This window comes from Salegentibacter salinarum (assembly GCF_900168115.1).
Taxonomy (GTDB): Bacteria; Bacteroidota; Bacteroidia; order Flavobacteriales; family Flavobacteriaceae; genus Salegentibacter; species Salegentibacter salinarum.
Window position 1 is genome coordinate 14,244 of record NZ_FUZC01000001.1, and the last position, 19,140, is coordinate 33,383.

General features: G+C 36.6%; 21 protein-coding genes. 4 read left to right on the plus strand and 17 right to left on the minus strand.

What is annotated here, in order from left to right:
* Nucleotides 1-6 precede the first annotated feature (6 nt).
* Nucleotides 7-1,161, plus strand: coding sequence for a sensor histidine kinase (locus B5X53_RS00085; RefSeq protein WP_079711195.1), 1,155 nt, complete (start codon nt 7-9; stop codon nt 1,159-1,161).
* Here B5X53_RS00085 and B5X53_RS00090 read toward each other — a convergent pair.
* The 3 genes from B5X53_RS00090 to greA form a co-directional block, all read right to left on the minus strand.
* Complete coding sequence (locus B5X53_RS00090) at nt 1,158-1,568, minus strand: acyl-CoA thioesterase (RefSeq protein WP_079711196.1); 411 nt, start codon at nt 1,566-1,568, stop codon at nt 1,158-1,160. The two genes, B5X53_RS00085 and B5X53_RS00090, sit on opposite strands and share 4 nt — an antisense overlap.
* Nucleotides 1,568-1,957 (minus strand): HIT family protein, encoded by a 390-nt coding sequence (locus B5X53_RS00095; protein WP_079711197.1) that lies wholly within the window; start codon nt 1,955-1,957, stop codon nt 1,568-1,570. Before B5X53_RS00095 ends, B5X53_RS00090 begins: the two co-directional genes overlap by 1 nt.
* Nucleotides 1,958-2,059: 102 nt before the next feature.
* Nucleotides 2,060-2,536: a transcription elongation factor GreA gene (gene greA / locus B5X53_RS00100; RefSeq protein WP_079711700.1), complete on the minus strand. Its 477-nt coding sequence runs from the start codon at nt 2,534-2,536 to the stop codon at nt 2,060-2,062.
* 119 nt (nt 2,537-2,655) lie between these two features.
* Between greA and B5X53_RS00105 the strand changes: the two genes are divergently transcribed.
* A complete protein-coding gene (locus tag B5X53_RS00105) occupies nt 2,656-3,087 on the plus strand; it encodes a Rieske (2Fe-2S) protein (protein WP_079711701.1) in 432 nt (143 codons plus the stop codon).
* 49 nt (nt 3,088-3,136) lie between these two features.
* Here the strand turns inward: B5X53_RS00105 and B5X53_RS00110 are convergent, their stop codons facing one another.
* Nucleotides 3,137-5,518, minus strand: a complete 2,382-nt coding sequence (locus tag B5X53_RS00110) for a TonB-dependent receptor (RefSeq protein WP_079711198.1) — start codon at nt 5,516-5,518, stop codon at nt 3,137-3,139.
* A 292-nt stretch (nt 5,519-5,810) separates the two neighbouring features.
* Here B5X53_RS00110 and B5X53_RS00115 point away from each other — a divergent pair, with 292 nt between their 5' ends.
* Complete coding sequence (locus B5X53_RS00115; protein ID WP_232764008.1) at nt 5,811-8,228, plus strand: hybrid sensor histidine kinase/response regulator; 2,418 nt, start codon at nt 5,811-5,813, stop codon at nt 8,226-8,228.
* Here B5X53_RS00115 and B5X53_RS00120 read toward each other — a convergent pair.
* The 9 genes from B5X53_RS00120 to B5X53_RS00160 form a co-directional block, all read right to left on the minus strand.
* On the minus strand, nt 8,218-9,570 hold the full coding sequence (locus tag B5X53_RS00120; RefSeq protein ID WP_079711199.1) for a sigma-54-dependent transcriptional regulator: 1,353 nt from the start codon (nt 9,568-9,570) through the stop codon (nt 8,218-8,220). The genes B5X53_RS00115 and B5X53_RS00120 overlap by 11 nt on opposite strands.
* A 421-nt stretch (nt 9,571-9,991) precedes the next feature.
* Nucleotides 9,992-10,333, minus strand: coding sequence for a hypothetical protein (locus B5X53_RS00125; RefSeq protein ID WP_079711200.1), 342 nt, complete (start codon nt 10,331-10,333; stop codon nt 9,992-9,994).
* Between the two features lie 442 nt (nt 10,334-10,775).
* Complete coding sequence (gene arfB, locus B5X53_RS00130; RefSeq protein ID WP_079711201.1) at nt 10,776-11,177, minus strand: alternative ribosome rescue aminoacyl-tRNA hydrolase ArfB; 402 nt, start codon at nt 11,175-11,177, stop codon at nt 10,776-10,778.
* A 7-nt stretch (nt 11,178-11,184) separates the two neighbouring features.
* Entirely contained in the window at nt 11,185-12,738 is a 1,554-nt protein-coding gene (locus B5X53_RS00135) for a DUF4301 family protein (protein ID WP_079711202.1), read from the minus strand.
* Nucleotides 12,739-12,740: 2 nt separating this feature from the next.
* A complete protein-coding gene (locus B5X53_RS00140; protein WP_079711203.1) occupies nt 12,741-13,307 on the minus strand; it encodes an AAA family ATPase in 567 nt (188 codons plus the stop codon).
* A complete protein-coding gene (gene pnuC / locus B5X53_RS00145; RefSeq protein WP_079711204.1) occupies nt 13,268-13,900 on the minus strand; it encodes a nicotinamide riboside transporter PnuC in 633 nt (210 codons plus the stop codon). Before pnuC ends, B5X53_RS00140 begins: the two co-directional genes overlap by 40 nt.
* A complete protein-coding gene (locus B5X53_RS00150; RefSeq protein WP_079711205.1) occupies nt 13,884-14,144 on the minus strand; it encodes a YkoF family thiamine/hydroxymethylpyrimidine-binding protein in 261 nt (86 codons plus the stop codon). Before B5X53_RS00150 ends, pnuC begins: the two co-directional genes overlap by 17 nt.
* 184 nt (nt 14,145-14,328) lie before the next feature.
* The gene (locus B5X53_RS00155) at nt 14,329-15,024 is read right to left on the minus strand and encodes a phosphoglycerol geranylgeranyltransferase (protein WP_079711206.1); all 696 of its coding nucleotides are present in this window, start codon (nt 15,022-15,024) and stop codon (nt 14,329-14,331) included.
* Nucleotides 15,024-15,671, minus strand: coding sequence for a 4'-phosphopantetheinyl transferase family protein (locus B5X53_RS00160; RefSeq protein ID WP_079711207.1), 648 nt, complete (start codon nt 15,669-15,671; stop codon nt 15,024-15,026). The genes B5X53_RS00155 and B5X53_RS00160 overlap by 1 nt, the downstream gene beginning before the upstream one ends.
* A gap of 65 nt (nt 15,672-15,736) precedes the next feature.
* On the opposite strand from B5X53_RS00160, the gene ahcY reads away from it, so the two are divergent.
* Nucleotides 15,737-17,053: an adenosylhomocysteinase gene (gene ahcY, locus B5X53_RS00165; protein WP_079711208.1), complete on the plus strand. Its 1,317-nt coding sequence runs from the start codon at nt 15,737-15,739 to the stop codon at nt 17,051-17,053.
* Between the two features lie 232 nt (nt 17,054-17,285).
* On the opposite strand, the gene B5X53_RS00170 is transcribed toward ahcY, so the two are convergent.
* From B5X53_RS00170 to B5X53_RS00185, 4 genes are all read right to left on the minus strand, one after another.
* The gene (locus tag B5X53_RS00170) at nt 17,286-17,633 is read right to left on the minus strand and encodes a putative signal transducing protein (RefSeq protein WP_079711209.1); all 348 of its coding nucleotides are present in this window, start codon (nt 17,631-17,633) and stop codon (nt 17,286-17,288) included.
* A 113-nt stretch (nt 17,634-17,746) separates the two neighbouring features.
* Nucleotides 17,747-18,007, minus strand: a complete 261-nt coding sequence (gene rpmA, locus B5X53_RS00175) for a 50S ribosomal protein L27 (protein ID WP_079711210.1) — start codon at nt 18,005-18,007, stop codon at nt 17,747-17,749.
* A gap of 28 nt (nt 18,008-18,035) precedes the next feature.
* Entirely contained in the window at nt 18,036-18,530 is a 495-nt protein-coding gene (rplU, locus tag B5X53_RS00180; protein WP_079711211.1) for a 50S ribosomal protein L21, read from the minus strand.
* Nucleotides 18,531-18,633: 103 nt separating this feature from the next.
* Nucleotides 18,634-19,098 carry a DUF4199 domain-containing protein gene (locus B5X53_RS00185; protein WP_079711212.1) on the minus strand — a complete coding sequence of 155 codons (465 nt, stop codon included), beginning with the start codon at nt 19,096-19,098 and terminating at the stop codon, nt 18,634-18,636.
* Nucleotides 19,099-19,140 lie beyond the last annotated feature (42 nt).

Below are 19,140 nucleotides of genomic sequence, written 5' to 3' on the forward strand. Positions count from 1 at the left end.
GCCTGTATGAACTTCACAGACGAACGCACTTTTAATCGCTGGTTTATTATTATTTCGTGTTTTATAGTAGTAGGCCTTGTTTTATGGAATACCAGCATCTTTTTTCAGCGTTTAAAACAAGATGAACGGGCTAAGATGAACATTTGGGCCAAGGCACAGGAAGCTTTAGACCGCGATCCGCCACCTGCAGATGCCGATCTTGATCTTATTCTTGAAATTTTAAATAATAATACCACCATCCCAATAATCCATACCGATACCGATGGAGATATTGCCTACACCACTAATATTGATCCCGATAAATTAGAAAACGAAAAGCAAGCTGAACAACTTCTTGAAAGTTTAAAAGAAGAAAATGCTCCCATAATTATAAATCTGGGAAATGGAGAGCAACAATATATTTATTACGGAAATTCGCCGGTTTTAAATAGTCTTAAGTATTATCCCGTTGGGCTGGTACTTATAGGTTTTCTGTTTATTGGGGTTGTTTATTTCTTCTACACCACCACCAAAAACAGCGAACAAAATAAACTCTGGGCCGGAATGGCGAAAGAAACAGCGCACCAAATTGGCACGCCCTTATCGTCACTTATAGGCTGGACTGAGATTTTAAAACAGGAGAATGTAAAGGAGTCTTATCTCGTGGAAATGGAAAAAGACATTAACCGTCTTGAAACCATCACCGAGCGTTTTTCTAAAATAGGTTCGTCTCCAATTCTGGAAAAAACAAATATTATTGAAGCAACTCAAAACAGTTTCGATTATTTAAAAACTAGAAGCTCACGACTTATTGAATTTTCTATTGATGTTCCTAAAGGGTATATCCCGGTAATGTTAAATTCACAACTTTACAGCTGGACCATAGAAAACCTGGTGAAAAATGCCATAGATGCAATGCGCGGAAAGGGAAAATTACATATTCAAATAAAAGAGGAACAAAAATGGGCACATATCTTTATAAAAGACACGGGAAAAGGGCTTGATAAAAGTAAATTTAAGCTCGTTTTTGAGCCTGGGCATACCACCAAAAGACGAGGCTGGGGCCTGGGCTTGTCCTTAGCAAAACGAATTATTGAAGGTTACCACCACGGAAGAATAAAAGTAGCCGAAAGCGAAATAAAAAAGGGAACAACTTTTAAAATTTCCCTACGGAAAGTTTAGAACTTAGAAAGCTGCTCCCTTAAATCTTCAGGTATTCTGAAGGTTTTATCTTTTTCAAAATCATAACAAACCACTACATCTTTACCTTCAGCGCAAACCTCATTCGCCTCATTTAAAATAAGATGTTTTAATCCGAAACTGGAATTTTTAATAAAATCTATTTTGGTTTTTACTATTGCCTTCCCGGGATAATACAACGACTTTTTAAAATCGCAATGTGTAGAAACCAACATTGTTCCCATATTGGTATTTTCATACATCTTGTAAATACCTGAAGCTTCCCAGAAATTCACACGACCCGACTGCATATAGCGCATAAACGAAATATTGTTTACATGCTTATACATATCTAAATCGCTCCAGTCTATTCTAAGCTTGAGCTGCAGTTTATAAGCTTCGGTTCCCATTAAAGGTTAACGTGAATAGATTCTGCCAGTTTCTTCAATTCTTCATCTTTCATTTTTACACTTTTAGAGAAATCCATATCACTCATAGAATTCAGCGGAATAAGATGTACGTGAACGTGCGGAACTTCAAGACCTACTACGGCCATTCCCACCCTCTTACAGTCAACCGTCTTTTCTAAAGCGATTGCTACTTTTCGGGAAAAACGCATTAGTTCCTGGTACATTTCTTCCTCCAAATCGAAGATTTTATCCACTTCTTTCTTCGGAATACATAAGGTATGTCCTTTCGAATTTGGGTTAACATCTAAAAAAGCTAAAAACTGGCTATCTTCTGCGATTTTGTAAGCAGGCACTTCTCCCTGAACTATTTTAGTAAATAAACTGGCCATAATATTTTTGAATTGGTTAGTATATAAATATAAAATCCTTTTCACAGAACCTTAGTTAAAGGTATTGGAAAAGGATTTTACAAACTGTTAAATACCGGAAACTTACTCTCTCCAGATCTCTAAAATTTCAAATTTCATCTTACCGCTGGGCACATCAATTTCTGCGGTATCTCCCACTTCTTTTCCCAGTAATCCTTTACCTATAGGAGAATCTACCGAGATTTTACCCGTTTTTAAATCGGCTTCACTTTGGGCTACCAGCTTATATTTTACTTCGGCACCACTAGTTTGGTTTTTTATCCTCACGTGGGAATGTACAAGAACTTTAGAAGTATCTAATTGAGATTCGTCTATAACTCTGGCATTCGCAACTACTTCTTCTAATTTTGAGATCTTCATTTCGAGGAGACCCTGAGCTTCCTTGGCAGCATCATATTCTGCATTTTCACTTAAATCTCCTTTATCACGGGCTTCGGCAATAGCTTCTGAAGCCTTTGGCCGTTCTACATCACGTAGCTGATTAAGTTCATCCCTCAACTTTTTTAATCCCTCTTCAGTATAATAAGATACTTTGCTCATAACTTCATCGTTTATATAAATAGAAAAAATCCCATAGCACGACGGGATTTGTTTAACAAATATAATAAATTTACGCCTTGAAAACAATAATAATATTTAGCGAAAAAATTGCCGATATCATGAAAAAAACTCTTTTTTTGCTTCTATTTTCAGTAATTATTAGCGCTTGCTCCACCAATGATGACAATGACCTTAATAACCCGAATCTAATAGATTTGAATTTTAGACTTCAACTAAACCTGGATTTCCCTGAATATAATGATCTTCAATTTCCCGGAAATAGTTTTGTTACTTACAATGAAGGTATAAGAGGAGTTGTTGTTTACAACATTAATAACTCGCAATACACGGCCTTTGAACTAAGTGATCCCAATCACCCGCCGAGTAATTGTTCTGCGATGACGGTAGAAGGTGTTACCGCTACCTGTAACTGCGAAGATGCAAATTCTTATAATATTATTACCGGCGAATTGCTTGAAGGGGAGGGCGAATATGCAATGAAACCTTACCGAATTGAACGCCGCGGCAATATGATAGAAGTTTATAATTAAAAAAACCTCCCCCTTCCTATTAAAAAGGAAGAGAGAGGCGACAAACAAATTAAAACTTCAAGGTAATTCCGGCTAAAAAGTTTGTGGTGGCTTGCGGATAATATCCTGCGCCATCCAGGGTTTGTAAACCTGTAGTGTTATCAGGGTTTTCTACATTAAAAGTATAGTAATATCCGTTGGACACATATTCTTCTCCCAGGATATTATTTACCAAACCTGTGAAAACAACTTCTTTAAATAAAGGTGCATTTCTCCAGGTATACTGAATATTAAAATCGTTCACAAAATAGGCGTCCAGCTTAGAGTTTTCAGTTTCAATATTGCTCATATACTGTTCTCCTACATATTTTGAAAGCAAACTTAATTCTAATCCTTCTACAGGAAGGTAGGTAATTCGGTTTCCTCCTACTATAGATGGTGAAAAAGAGATATCGGTATCCCCAAAATCGACCAGTTCGCCATCCCAGGTAGAGACAAAATCTACATTTTTATTTCGGCTTAAAGCCAGGTTTGGTCTCACAAATACTTTTTCTGAAAGTCTAATTACCGCATCTATTTCCAGACCTAAACGATAGCTATTTCCACTATTTTCACGAATAAACGCACCTACATCATCTATTCCACCGGTTAGCACCAACTGGTTTTGATAACCCATATAATAAAGGTTGGTGTTTAATTGAACTGATGGTGTATTATGGCGCCATCCTAATTCAAAATCGTTTAATTCTTCGTGTTCCGGCTCTCCGTTTTCGTAATCGCTACGTCGTGGTTCCCTATTAGCACGGGCGTAGGAAAAATAGAATTGATTTTGATCATTTAAAGCATAGGTTAATCCGGCTTTAGGATTAAAGAAAGTAAATGAATCATCTACCAGAAATTCAGTTCCTTCAGATAACATTCCTACGGTTTCATAATCTATGGTTCTTACCTGAAGGTCTAAATAAGCCGCCAGTTTTTCTGAAACTGCATAAGTTGCTTTTCCGTAGAAATTAAAATCGGTTTTAGCACCTGTATTCTCGTAATAAGGCTCATAGGGATCGTTATTCCTGGCAAATCGTGTGTAAATCACATCTCCAAAATGATCTCCAATATATCGGTTCCAGCCACCTCCAACAATCACATCCCAATCCTGATCCTGATAATTCAAGCTGAAAACGCTTCCGTAGAAATGATTATCCAGCCATTTGGTTCCAACAAGATCTGAAGTGGTTACTTCTTCACCTTCGGCCTGAAAATTCTCCAGCCCAAATTCATTTAAAGTAGCATCCTCTTCATATTCTTCGTAATAACCGCGTCCGTAAGTATAATGAAATGCAATGTTTGAAGACCAGTTCTTGTTATACTCCTGGTTCCACAATAATTGATAATGGTCCTGTTTGTAATTATCGGTTTGATTATCGTAGAATTTAGTATTCCCTTCTTCATCGGTATAAACTCCGGCGGGATTATAAGTCCTGTCATTGGCTAGGGTTGTAGAATCAATTCCATACCATGCCTGGTAAGTTCTTTCACTTCCGCCAAACGTAATGGCTTTCACTAAAGTGTTTTCGTCTACATAAGTTCCTTGTAGAAAATAAGACTTTAAATCACTACTGGCCCGATCTATATACCCGTCGCTTTTTATCTGGGAAGCACGGCCGGCAAATTCCCAATGATCGTCTATAAGGCCTGTACTAAATTTAACCGTATGCTTATGGGTATTAAAAGAACCATAACTATTGGCTACTTCGGCATTGGCTTCTTCGCTGTAACCATCGGTTAAAATGTTTAAACTGGCACCAAAAGCTCCTCCCCCATTTGTTGAAGTTCCTACACCACGTTGCAATTGCAGGTTTTCTACCGAAGAGGCAAAATCTCCAAGATTAACCCAAAAAGTTCCAAGACTTTCTGCATCGTTATAAGGAATTCCGTTTATAGTAACATTTGTACTGGTGGGGCCGCTACCTCTTACCCTAATCCCGGTATAACCAACTCCTGCTCCCGCATCACTAGTAGTAACCACGTTTGGCATATAATTCATTAACACCGGAATATCCTGACCTAGGTTTCTATCTTCAATTTCTTCGTTAGTAAGATTACTGTAGGTAATTGGCGATTTTGCACTTACCCTTACCGAAGAAAGAAAAACCTCGTCCAGAACTTCCTGTACATCACTAAGATCTACATCCAGGGTTTTATCCTGATCAAGGTTTACTTGTATGGTTTTTTGATTCCCGTAAGAAAACACCAGGTTATAATCGCCTTCTTCAAGTTGAAGACTGTACCTACCATTCTCGTCGGTAGTAGTGCCATCGGCAGGTTCTACGGCGTAAACGGCAACTCCTTCTACCGGGGTTTCACCACGGGTTACTGTGCCCTGTAAAGTGTGGGTTTGTGCAACGGCTTGCAAAGAAATTAGGCAGAGGCCGGTAAAAAATAATAAAGATTTCATTCGTAATAAATTATTTACGAATAAAAGGGGCTATTATTCTTTGGTTAAAATTAGATAAAAAAAATCCTGAAATTGCCCACCGATGTCTTGGCATTTTCAGGAGTAACATACGTTTGCGCTATTTGCGCGTGTCCCTTGGCAGCATTACCTGCCCAGGTTCTTTGGGTATGATCTCAGCCACACTTAAGTGGCACCCCTTTGAGATTTGCGGCAAATGTATAACGCTTTTATGGAAATCCCATAATTTTATTTCATTTCGTTTAAATGGTGTAATTTTGGTTGCAACAATTTTATGCAAAATACAAAGCAGTCAATAACTTATAAAGTGATTGGCGGATATCTCCTGATAGCCGCTCTGGCTGCTATTGCCGTGTGGTTTGTATGGAAACAGGTGGTTGCTTTTAGTGAAGTTTCAGAAAATAACAGCAGTAATAACGAGCAGTTATTTCTGCTAAGTGATATTACCACCAGCCTTTATGAAACCGAAAATTTAAGCAGGCAGCTTATACAAACCGGAAATGAAGCCGATTTGGATAAATATCAACTTCAGATTGATAGTATTCAACTTGATATACAAAATTTAAAAAGTAGTTATGCTGATAATTCTATGAAAAATGAATTAGACAGTATTGCTGAATTACTTTCTGATAAAACTACTAACCTCCAGGAACTTTATGAATTAAGGGAACAACAACGTAACCAAAATTATTATTCACAGGTTTTAAATGAACTTAGAAAAATAGACCCTTCTTTTAACGATTATAATTACCAGCAACGTTTCTCTAACCTGGAACCGCACCAGCGCAGATTATTAATTAGTTTGCTGGAATATTCCCGTGAAGATAATGCCGAACAACTCACCAACCGCACCGCCGATTCTATAATTGGTTCGGTAAGAAATGTTTTAAGCCAGTTGGAAGTTGCTAATAGAAGATTTCAAAATACAGTAGACGAAAAGGAACAGAAATTTCTTGAAAACGATATGATTATTAACCAGCAACTAAGGCGTTTGTTGGGAAAAATTGAGCATGAAGAACGCGAAGCATCTATACAGCGCGCTAAAGTCTCTCAAAATATGATTGAAGAAAGTTCGCAAATCTTTCTTATAGCGGGAATTGTGAGTTTCTTAATTATCTTACTTTCCCTTATTTTTATAATTCAGGATATTACTAAAAGTCAGCAATACAGAAGAGAATTAGAAGAAGCCAAGGATTTTGCTGAAAGCTTACTGAAGAAACGAGAGCAATTTATGGCTGCAATTACTCACGATTTACGGTCTCCTCTAAACACGCTTATTGGCTATACAGATCTTATTGAAAAATCTTCACTAAATACCAAGCAGTCGCATTATATGGATCAGGTGAAGAAATCCTCTAATTTTATACTTCATTTAGTGAACGATTTACTGGATCTTTCTAAGTTGGAAGCAGGTAAAATGACTATTGAAAAACTACCATTTAACCCCGCGAAACTTATAAAAGACACAGTTTACAACTCTTTACCGGCTACAAAGAATGAAAATGTTGAGGTGATTTTTGAAGCTTCAGAAGAAACCGACACCCAGGTACTTAGTGACCCCTTCAGGATAAAACAAATTATCACCAACCTCATCACCAATGCCTGTAAATTTACTCACCAAGGACAAATAAGAGTGGGAATTCATCTTAAAAAAGAAATTGAAGATAGTTGTTGCCTAATTATTTCGGTTAAAGATACCGGGATTGGAATTTCAAAAGAAAAACAAGAGGAGATTTTTGAAGAATTCTCCCAGGAAAATACAAAAATTGAAAAGGCATATGGCGGCACCGGATTGGGACTTACTATTACAAAAAGCCTCACCGAATTGCTAAAAGGTGATTTGAAACTGGAAAGTGAACCGGGAGAAGGTAGCGAGTTTACAGTTTTTCTTCCGGTTAGAAAACTGCCTGTTGAAGCAGCAAAAGCCCCCGAAGTATCCGGGATCGCAGAATTGCCAGATCTCACGGGAAAGACAGCACTTATTGTAGACGATGAACCATCGCAACTTTCTTTAACCCGGGAATTGCTTAAGTCTATAGGAATGCAATGTGACACTGCATTAAATGGAATGGAAGCGCTTAAAAAATTGGGGAACACCAATTATTCATTGGTTTTAACCGATATTCAAATGCCAGAAATGGATGGTTTTGACCTTATAAAAAATATCAGAAAAAAGTATAAAGTAAGTCAATTACCGGTTATAGCTTTATCAGGCAGAACTGATATTGATGCTGAAACTTATAAACTCGCGGGATTTAATAAAAGCCTTTTAAAACCGTATAAACCCGGAAAATTACAACAAAGTATTGCCGAAATATTTAAACTTAACCTGAAGCAAAAAGTAAATAATAACCTCCAGAATTCTACCAACAATACTTATGATTTGCAGGATATTTATGATTTTTCTGCAGGAGATCAAAAAGCAGTGCAAACTATTTTAGAAGCTTTTATAGAAAGTTCAAGATCACAAATTGAACTTATTGCCATTGCCAGAGAAGATAATGATGCTAAAGAGGTAGCTCGCCTGGCTCACAAAATGGTACCTATGTTGAAGCAAATAAATGCACTGCACCAGGCAAAACAATTTGAAAGACTGGAACAGCACGAAGTTTTTTCTAAAGAAGAATTTAAGCAGCTTAAAGCAGATATTTTAAACTTAATGGAAGAACTGGAGCAGGAAATTAAAGTTTAATATCGTATTGTTTGAGCTTATTGTAAAGCGTTTTACGATCTATAGAAAGCAATCTTGCCGCCTTACTTTTATTTCCGCCGGCTTTCTCCAGAGCGTCTAAAATAAGCTGTTCTTCGTTCTTATTTTTAAACAAACCGTATTCGGTTTCCGTATTAGATTGTGTAGCGGTCGCTATTTCGTGAGGCAGTACTTTTAGAGGAATCATATCCTCTTGCGTAAGCAATACCGCACGTTTAACCATATTCTTCAACTCCCGAAGATTCCCCGGCCAGTTATAGTTTTTAAAAGCTTCAATGGCACTTTCAGTAAAACCAATCACATTTTTTTCCAATTCGGCATTGGCTTCTTCCAGAAAATACTCTGCAAAAAGCATCAAATCTTCTTTTCGCTCTTTTAAAGCAGGAACTTTTATGGAAAATTCATTCAATCTGTGATAAAGATCCTCTCTGAATTCCCCATCTTTTACCGCTTGCGCAAGATCTTCGTTAGTAGCTGTAATTACCCGAATATCCACGTGAATTTCATTATTACTTCCTACGGGTTTTATTTTTCTCTCCTGCAAAGCACGTAATAATTGTACTTGAAGTTCATAACTTAGGTTCCCAATTTCATCAAGAAAAAGAGTACCACCATTTGCAGCTTCAAAATGCCCTGTTTTATCATTTATAGCACCGGTGAAAGATCCTTTTAAATGACCAAAAAATTCACTGGAGGCCAGTTCTCTTGGGATAGCACCGCAATCTACCGCGATAAATGGAGCATCAGTACGTTTACTTTGTTTATGAATACTTTTGGCAACCTGTTCTTTTCCGGTTCCACTTTCGCCCATAATTAAAACCGACATGTTGGTGGGCGCAACTAACTCTATATAATCACTTAATTTTAGCGCAGCTTCACTAACACCTTTCACAAAACTCGCACCTTGTGAGGAAACAGATTTTTGTGTTTTTTCAGGTCTTTTTTCAGCAACGGGCTGAACCTGTGTATGGGTTAAAGCATTTTTAATTGTTTGTAAAATAGATTCCGGTCTAAAAGGTTTCGAAACATAATCGAAAGCACCATTTTTCATAGCCTCTACCGCCATACTAATTTCAGCATAACTGGTCATAATAATAACCTGCGTACCGGCATTTTCTAATTTTACTTGTTTTAGAATATCCAGACCACTGGTATCTGGTAATCTTACATCAGAAAGAATAAGGTTAAAGAAATTAGCTTTAAGTTTCTTAAAAGCTTCTAAGCCAGAAAAAACCAATTCAACCTCATAGTCGCGCTTGATTAAAAATGTTTTCAACATAGTCCCAAACGGGACATCATCTTCAACTATAAGAATTTTTGTCATTGATCTTAATTTAAATCGTCTTGCAAATTTAACAATCTTAAATTCATTGGGTTTAAAATAAGCATAAAAAAAGAGACCTCGTTAAAGGTCTCTATCAATGACAATCTAAATTTTTATTAAAAAGTGTCATTGGGTGGTATCCATTTTCCAGATTGCTTAAAGTAAAATCATCATAAATCTTTCGACTTAACTCAAACGGTTAAAAGTGTTAGTTAGCAGACCCATTGGTCTTAAACCGTTCAAGTTTCGCATCCTATCCTAAATATACAGAATTTTCTGCTTACTTTTTGCTATTTTCTGGTGCCGAAGGAGTTGGTTTCTCTTAAATTCCGGCTTAAATTTCTTAAAAAAAATTTCCGTTGGAAGTTTGTAGGGTAAATTTATCCAACGGAAATCTAAGGTTAGTTAGTAGTTAGTCAATCTATTTGTCTTCTTTCTCGATCCAGTTTCCTTCAGCATCGATGTAAGCTTTCTTCTTTTCACCATCTACATTAAGTGATAGTTTATATACTTTCTTACCCTCTTTTTCTTTTACCCAGGCTTCTTCAGCAACAGCTCCGTTCATATCGGTCATTACTGCATCTTTAATTGCTTGCGGAAGTGCAAGGACATCTACTTCTTTATAATCGTCTTTAGTTTCCTGAGCTTCTTCTACACCTTCAATTTGCTCCATTTCTTCCGGCTCTTCAACCTGAGCTTGTGCATTTTGACTGAATAAAAACATTCCGGCCACAGCCATTAAGGTTAATCCTAACTTTTTCATAATTATAAGGTTTTAAGTTTGTGGTTTAAATATGATAGGTACAAAGGAATAATTATACCAAAGTCTCACAAAATAAACTAACCAATTGATTATAAGGTGTTTGATAAATTCATAAGGATTAAATTGGGAATTTGTTATGTAGAAAAATGTGGTTTTTAAGAGAACATTATGTAGAAATGTAGAATTACTGCTTTTTTGAAACAAAAAAAAGAGACCCTAAGGTCTCTTTTTCTCCGAAAATCTAAATTATACAACAGTATCTTAAGCTGCTATATTTAATATTAATTTAGCAATAGGTGTATATAAAAAATTATACCAGTTAAACTCCGAGTTTTTAATCTATTGGAAATTAACATTTTAATTATTAAGCATTTTAGATATTCCCCAAAAGCAGGTAAATTAATGTAGAATTTTTCTACACTTCTGTAGAAAAACATCCCGCTTATTTTAAAGGATCATTTCTTCTGGCTTTCTTTTCGGCATTGATCTTTTTCGCTTTTAGGCGTTTTAGTTTTGCCGCTTTACTAGGTTTTGTTTTCTTTCTTGGTTTTGGTTTCTTAATATTTTCGCGAAGTAAGTCAAAGAATTTAGAAATCACCAGTTCTTTATTTTTATGCTGACTTCTACTTTCTTCACTATGCAGAATTAATAGGTTCTCTTTAGTTAAACGGGAATCCAGTTTTTTAATTAACCGCTGTTTTTCTTCTTCTGAAACTCCTTCTGAAGCTTCTAAATCAAAATAAAGTTCAACTTTAGAGGAAGTTTTATTCACGTGTTGGCCGCCGGCACCGGAGCTACGCACGGCTTTAAAACTAAGTTCCCGTGTTATTTGTTGCTCGTCCAAAACTAAATTATTTGGTCTGGTGAGAAGGTTTTAGAAGATCTGCAACGGTTTTTACCGGGTTAAAGGTTTCTACCGGAACTTCTACAAAAACCGTATTCCAGTAAGCCATCCCACCATTCCATAAGCCCGGCCGTTCCAGGGCTTTTAAAGGTTTTCCGTCTTTGGTTTTATCAGCGATAAAACTCATATTTTTATCTACGTAATTATGAAGATCAAAACTTTCTCCTTTGTGGTTCTTGAGACTGCACACAATATCTACCGGATTAAAATGTGTGGAATTATTCAAAATCTCTAATTGTTCTGAATTATTTTTATCTATTTGTGCACCTTCAATAATTTGAAGCGAGATTTCGCCATCTTCATTTTTAATCAGGAACGGTCCACCACCGGGCTCACCTTCGTTCATCACCATTCCGCAAACCCTTAAGGGGCGGTCTAATTTTTTACACAAATATTGGGTTTTTTCTTCCCCGGTGAATTTGTTGAAAGAAGAAGTTACTTTTACAAAAAGTTCATTCTCCAAAAATTCAGCAATTTCATCTAATTTAGCTTCCGAATTATTCCCGCCATCCAGGTTTTGCATATATTCAAATACCTGGTTTTGTAATGCTATTAATTTGCCGCCCAGCATTTTTTTCATCTCTACCACTTTAGGCAAATTGGTATTGACCACTACGTTGTCTATATTCTTCACAAATATAAGATCGGATTCCTGCTTATTCAGGTTTTCTATTAATGCACCATGCCCGCCGGGTCTAAAGAAAATCCTGTTATCTTCATCTCTAAAGGGATCATTTTCTTTATCTACCGCAATCGTATCGGTTTTTGGATCCTGGTAAGAATAAGAAATATCAAATTTAGTGTCATGAGCCTCTTCTACCCTTTCCTTAATATTTTCAAATTCTTTTTCAAATTTTTCTTTATCACCTTCAGCAACGGTAAAATGTAGTTTTGTTACACCGTTTACCGAAAGATATTTTGCCGCACTATGTAAATGCTCTTCAAATGCGGTAGCAGTATAATCGCTATATCGGTGGAAAGGAACCAAACCTTTTGGCAAATCGCTTAATCCAAGTCCGTTTTCATATAACATGGTTTTAACCAAAATTAGTTGTCTCTCGTCGTTAGATTTTTCTGAAAAATCAGGATGGTTCTCGTTCGCTTTTTTAAATGCTGTTTCGTAAAATGGAAGTTTATCCATTTTTTCAAAAAACAACTGCAGGCTCTTATCTTCTTTCCTGTCTAAATAATCACGTAAGCCTTCATTTCCAGGATCAAATTCATTGGCGAAGTTGTGAAACGCCTTAAACATTCGTGTTGCCGCACCGGAAGCGGGTACGAATTTTAGAAGGTCTAAATGTTCTTTTTGATCTTCAAATGTTTGAATATACTTTTTTTGATCTTCAACAGAATAGGCGAAAATTCCATTACCCACGGTTGCCGCCTTTTGAATATCTACTTTTATATTTCCTCTTTCAAATATTTGGATTTGTCTTTCAACCTCCTGGGTTGATAATCCTTTTTCCTCAATTTGCAAAATGTCTATTTCGCTAAACTCCACGTCTATTTGTTTTTTAAAAGTTCGTCTATTTTCTTTACCGCAGTTTTAAAACGATCATCTAAATCTCCTTTTAGAATTACGTAAGGTTTTTTACTGTTTTTAAGTGCAGTTTCAAACCTTTTAAACATCCCAATACGGTCTTCTGGTTTATCCCGAAGGTCATCGGGCGTCCACGGTACGTCAATATACGTTAAAAAGTACAAATCGTAAAGGTTGTTTAACGCATGTTTAAGAAGTTGAGGATCGCAAAAACCATCGTAATACGCTTCAGAATAGACCTTTAACTCTAAAAGATCGGTATCACTAATTAGTAGTTTATTAGCTTTTTGGATGAGTTCATTTTCACGTTTCATTTGGCCTTCAGCAATGGGAATCATATCTTTTGGTTCGCAAACCTTTTGCTCTTTATCCCATTTTTCCTGAAGATAATCACGCATAAATTCTGCTACCCAAAGTGTATTATAATGCTTTGCCAGCATTTCTGTCAGGGTTGTTTTTCCGGTAGATTCTGGTCCAAAAAGAACCACTTTTAAGACGGACGAAGGTCGTTGCGCAAGTTTTTCTGCCATGCTTTATAGCCGTAAATAGCGATTATAGTAAAAACAAAATATTGAATAGCCGTTAAAGTAAAACCTTTATAAAAATAGAGCGGCACCGAAATAACATCACCAATAATCCAGAAAATCCAGTTTTCAATTTTTCTATTGGCCATTTGCCACATTCCCACGAAAAAAATGGCGGTGGTAAACGTGTCTACATAAGCGGTCCAGGTGTTCCATTTGTCAAAAAATTCATACACCGCGAATACAAAAATGAGGGTGGCAATAAAAATAAATAAACTTTGCCAGTTCTCCTTTCGGGTAGTGTTGGTAATGGGCGTGTAATGTTCCTCATCTACTTTTCGCGTCCAAATATACCAACCATAAATACTCATTGAAAAATAATAGATATTAATCATCATATCGCCCAGCAATTCCCATTGCCAGAGCAAATAAACAAAGATGGTGGTGCTTATAATGCCGGTAGGGTAAACCAGAATGTTGTTTTGCTTGGAATAAATAACCGAAAGAAAACCGAAAATCACCGCAATGACTTCCAGGATAATAAATAAAGTAGAATACCCGTAATACTGATCAAAGAAAAAATCAAAAATCGGCTGCATAGTCGCTAAGATCAGATTTTACAATTTTCATATAGACAAGTCCGCGGTCTATAGCTTCAAATACCTCTTTTATTTCTGAATTCAGTATGCTCATAACCTCATCATAATCTCCATAAACCTGTGTGCTTAGTGGATTTTCCTTGACGATTAATCCGGAAGCCCTTAACTTTTTAATGAAATCAATGATTTTAGGTTCAAAATCGTCCTGCAACGGACTCAATGTAAGTTCTACTGAAATTTTCATTTTAATTTGATTTAGGACACGAATGCACGAATAATAATTCAACCCACCGGGAAGCCAAATTTAAAGTTTTGAATTTACTATTATGGAACTTGACATTACAATTTAGCCTTTGTGTTTTATTTTTCTCACTAAACCATACCCGATTTAAAACAAATTAGATTCTGAAATAAATTCAGAATGACGCTTAATTAGTTTCAAAATGAGTTCCCATCACTATCATATCGGCGCCGGCTTTGTAGGCTTTATTTTGTTGCTCCAAACTACGAATTCCGCCACCTACAATTAAAGGAATTGTGAGCGCTTTTTTAGCCTCGGCAATAATTTCTTCTGAAACCGGGAAATCGGCTCCACTTCCTGCTTCTAAATAAATAAGCTTTTTTCCCGAAAACTCTCCCGCCAAAGCTGTATTCACAATGGTTTCAACCTGGGATTGCGGAATTGGTTTTGTACCACTTACCCGTTGCACCGCACATTCTTTCCCGCCATCTATTAATATATAGGCTGTGGGAATAATTTCTAATTTACTATTCTTTAATTTTTCTACAGATTTCACCTGCTGCTCGATTAAATATTCAGGGTTTCTTCCGGAAATAAGGCTTAGAAAAAGCAAAGCGTCTGCTATTTCTGTAATTTGGGAATAATCTCCCGGGAACAGGATTACCGGTAAATCGGTTTCAACTTTAATCGCATGTACAGTTTTTTCGGTTTTAGATTTATCAACGGTGCTACCTCCAACGAAAATATGTGTAGTTTCTTTTGGTAATTTTTTTAGATAAAATCCTGTTTCAGCTTCAATAAATTTATCGGGGTCAACTAGGATGGCCAGTTGCTTTTTTCCATTGGTGGCAGCCAGGGAAATTTCAGTATAAAATTTCCGCATTAATTTTCGGATTTTCGAGATTCTTCCCAGCCATAAACGCAGGTAAAACCTTCAAATTCCAGGAATTTCATTTCATAAAAAGATTCTTTCCCCTTAAAGTTAACTTTAGCCGTAGTTTCAGCATCGTCAAAATCAAAATCCGTTACATTAATATGCTGCAAAAAACCAAGTCCGGGTTCAGCATACATTTTATAAATAGATTCTTTGGCGCCCCACACAATGGTGAGTTTTCTTATTAAAGCTTCTTCATTTGCCACGGTATGATATTCGCTAAGCGGCGTAAATTTATTGGCAATTTTGAGGATTTTATCACGGCGCTTCTCAATATCTATCCCCACTTTTTCATCGCTTAAAACAATAGCGGTAAAATTGAAAGAATGAGTGATTGAAATGTTTTTTCCGTTTTTTAAATGCGGTTTTCCTAAATCGTCATAAAACAAATCCTGGTCTACATAACCGGCTTCGGCCATTAAATGGCGAATACTCATAAATCCGCGACGGTGAATTTCAGATTTCATTCCGTTTACGCGGTTTTTACAATGTTCGGTTAATTCTATCCCTTCGCTTAGTTTTTTAAACGGCTCTTCTACCTTCCAAATGAAGACTTTAGTATGCGGGTTTACTGTTATTGTTTTGTAAAGTGGCATGTAGGTTTGTTATAGATTCCTTATTTTTGTGAGACAAAAAATTGCTAATATTCAAATATAATAATATGTCGACTAAAACAGTGCCGTATACCGCTTATAAAGTTAAGGATATTTCCCTGGCCGATTGGGGAAGAAAAGAGATTGAACTCGCCGAAGCTGAAATGCCGGGATTAATGTCCCTGCGTGAAGAATATAAAAATGAACAACCATTAAAAGGAGCCAGAATTGCCGGATGTCTTCACATGACCGTGCAAACTGCAGTACTTATTGAAACGCTTATTTCTTTAGGGGCCGATGTAACCTGGAGCTCTTGTAATATTTTTTCTACACAAGATCACGCTGCAGCTGCAATTGCTGCCGCTGGAATTCCCGTTTACGCCTGGAAAGGAATGACCGAGGAAGAATTTAACTGGTGTATAGAACAAACCCTGTTTTTTGGTGAAGAGCGCGAGCCGTTGAATATGATCCTTGACGATGGTGGCGATCTTACCAATATGGTTTTTGATAAGTACCCGGAGCTTGCCGAGGGAATCCGCGGACTTTCAGAAGAAACCACTACCGGAGTTCACAGACTTTACGAAAGAATGAAAAACGGAACTTTGGTAATGCCGGCTATTAACGTGAACGATTCCGTTACCAAGTCTAAGTTTGACAATAAATATGGATGTCGTGAAAGTGCAGTTGATGCTATTCGTCGCGCTACTGATGTTATGCTTGCTGGAAAACGTGTTGTGGTTTGTGGTTATGGAGATGTTGGAAAAGGAACTGCCGCTTCATTCAAAGGCGCCGGATCTATTGTGACCGTTACAGAAATCGATCCAATTTGTGCTTTACAAGCTGCAATGGACGGGTTCGAAGTGAAAAAACTTGAAACTGTACTTCCAAAAGCTGATATTGTAATTACTACTACAGGAAATAAAGACATAGTTCGAGGAGAGCATTTTGAAGCGATGAAAGACAAAACCATTGTTTGTAATATTGGGCATTTTGATAATGAAATTGATGTTGCCTGGTTGAATAACAATCACGGTAATTCTAAAGATGAAATCAAACCCCAGGTTGATAAATATACTATTGACGGAAAAGATATTATTCTATTAGCTGAAGGTCGTTTGGTGAATCTTGGTTGTGCAACAGGCCACCCAAGCTTTGTAATGAGTAATTCTTTTACCAACCAAACTTTGGCACAAATTGAACTTTGGAAGTATTCTGAGAAATACGAAAATGAAGTTTATATGCTCCCTAAGCATTTAGATGAAAAGGTTGCTAAACTTCACCTGGAAAAAATCGGGGTAGAATTAACCGAACTTAAAGATTACCAGGCTAAATATATTGGAGTTGAAGTACAAGGCCCATATAAGCCTGAATATTACAGATATTAATAAGGTTATTTCCGTGAAGGCGGAAATCTCTTTTTAAAAATTTAGACCTCATAGGTTTCCAAAACCTGTGAGGTCTTTTTATTTAGTAAACTACCTCGGAGCAAACTCACGAGGCATTCCTTAGGAACATTGAATAATTTTGGAGGCAAGCGCCCGGAGCATTTAAATCTCGATTATCGAGTAAACGTCATCCTTGTTTCAGAATCTAAGCAAGTTTTAACCAATATCTTCTCTAATTCCCGCTCATAAACCAGACAAAGAAAATAATAGCAATAAGTACTACCAGCGCGGCGAGCAAGACAAATACCCATTTACCTACTTGAGGTTTTGTTCTTTTGGGATTTGATATATTATGACTTTGGCCCAGAAAACCACTTCTTCTAATAATTTCAGTTGCTTTTTCCCTGTCGCTTTCCGCTACTTCAATTCTAAGTCCGTCGTTACCGAGGGCTCCAATATTGGTGGCATTATCTGTAGCCTCACCGTAAGACCTGTAATCTAATTTTTCATCATCAAAAAGATTTTTAATGATAGAATGTTCATTGCGGTCTGAGGTGCGAAAAACGTCTATATATTTCATAACATAAAACTTAGAGTCTACATTAAAGATACAAAAAAACCCCTTCCGAATTTCGGAAGGGGTTTTAGTATAATTCTAAGAATAATTCTTTGTCTCAATAAAGAGTTTAAGAATTATGCTTCAAACGGTTCTATAGAAACGTAAGATTTATTATTCTTTGTCTTAGAAAATTTCACAAGACCGTCAACTTTAGCGTGTAAAGTATGATCTTTCCCGGCATACACATTATCACCTGGATTATGTGCAGTACCTCTTTGTCTAACAATGATGTTTCCGGCTACGGCTGCCTGACCGCCAAAAATTTTCACGCCTAAGCGTTTGGATTCTGACTCTCTACCGTTCTTGGAACTACCGACTCCTTTTTTGTGTGCCATTTTACTTTAGTTTTAAGTAGATTAATATTTAACTTAAAGCTTCAATTAATTCAGCTTTCTTCATAGAAGAGTAGCCTTCAAGACCTTTCTCCTTAGCCATCTCTTTTAATTCAGCTACGGTGTATTGATTTAAATCTTCCGATTTACTATCAGTTTTGGCTTCTTTCTTAGGTGCTTCTTCTTTTTTAGTTGAAGCAGCTTTCTTTCCACCTTTTACATCGATGCTTTCAATTACGATTTCGGTTAAAGATTGACGGTGACCGTTTTTCTTTTTGTAACCTTTACGTCTTTTCTTTTTGAAAACAATTACTTTGTCTCCTTTAAGGTGACGGGTGATTTTTGCTCCTACAAGAGCACCATCTATAGCCGGGGCGCCAAGGTTTATGCTGTCACCATCTCCGGTAAGAAGAACTTTGTCAAAAGAAACGCTGTCTCCTTCTTCTCCGCTTAGACGGTTAACAAACACCTTCTGGTCTTTTGCAACTTTAAATTGCTGCCCTGCTATCTCTACAATTGCATACATAGTGTTGTGATTAATTAATTTATGCTAAAAATTTACGCTTACTTTTTTCGCAAGCGGGTGCAAATATACTTCTAATTAATTAATTCACAAAGCCTAAAAAACTTTAATAGGTATGTTCCTGTCCTTCTTTGGTATTCCAGGATTTTTTAAACAATTGCATGTAAGCTAAAGTAAGCACCAGGCTGGTAGCAAATCCCATAATCGCCACAACAAAAAGTACGATTCCAATATCGGTTCCGTAATCCGTACGCCACATATTTATAAGATTATTTAAAAAATCTGGGTTTAACTCTGTAGCATATAAAGCAAAAAAAATGGTAAATAAAATAGTGGCATTAAAGCCGGTAAGCAAGCTCGCCATAAAGCCCTTCTGATATTTAAATTTTGCACCTTTGGAACTTCTATATGCTTTTAAAGCCAGCCACATTCCTATAGCCATAATCACCCCGTTAAATAAACTGAACAACGGATAAATATGTAAATTAAAGAGTGATAGAATTAAAAAATACACAATAAGCCCTACTGCGATTATAAGACTGTATTTAATTGGAACACTAAAATTCTTCATAGCTTTTGGTTGGTGTTTATTTATTAAACGATTTGTAGGTTA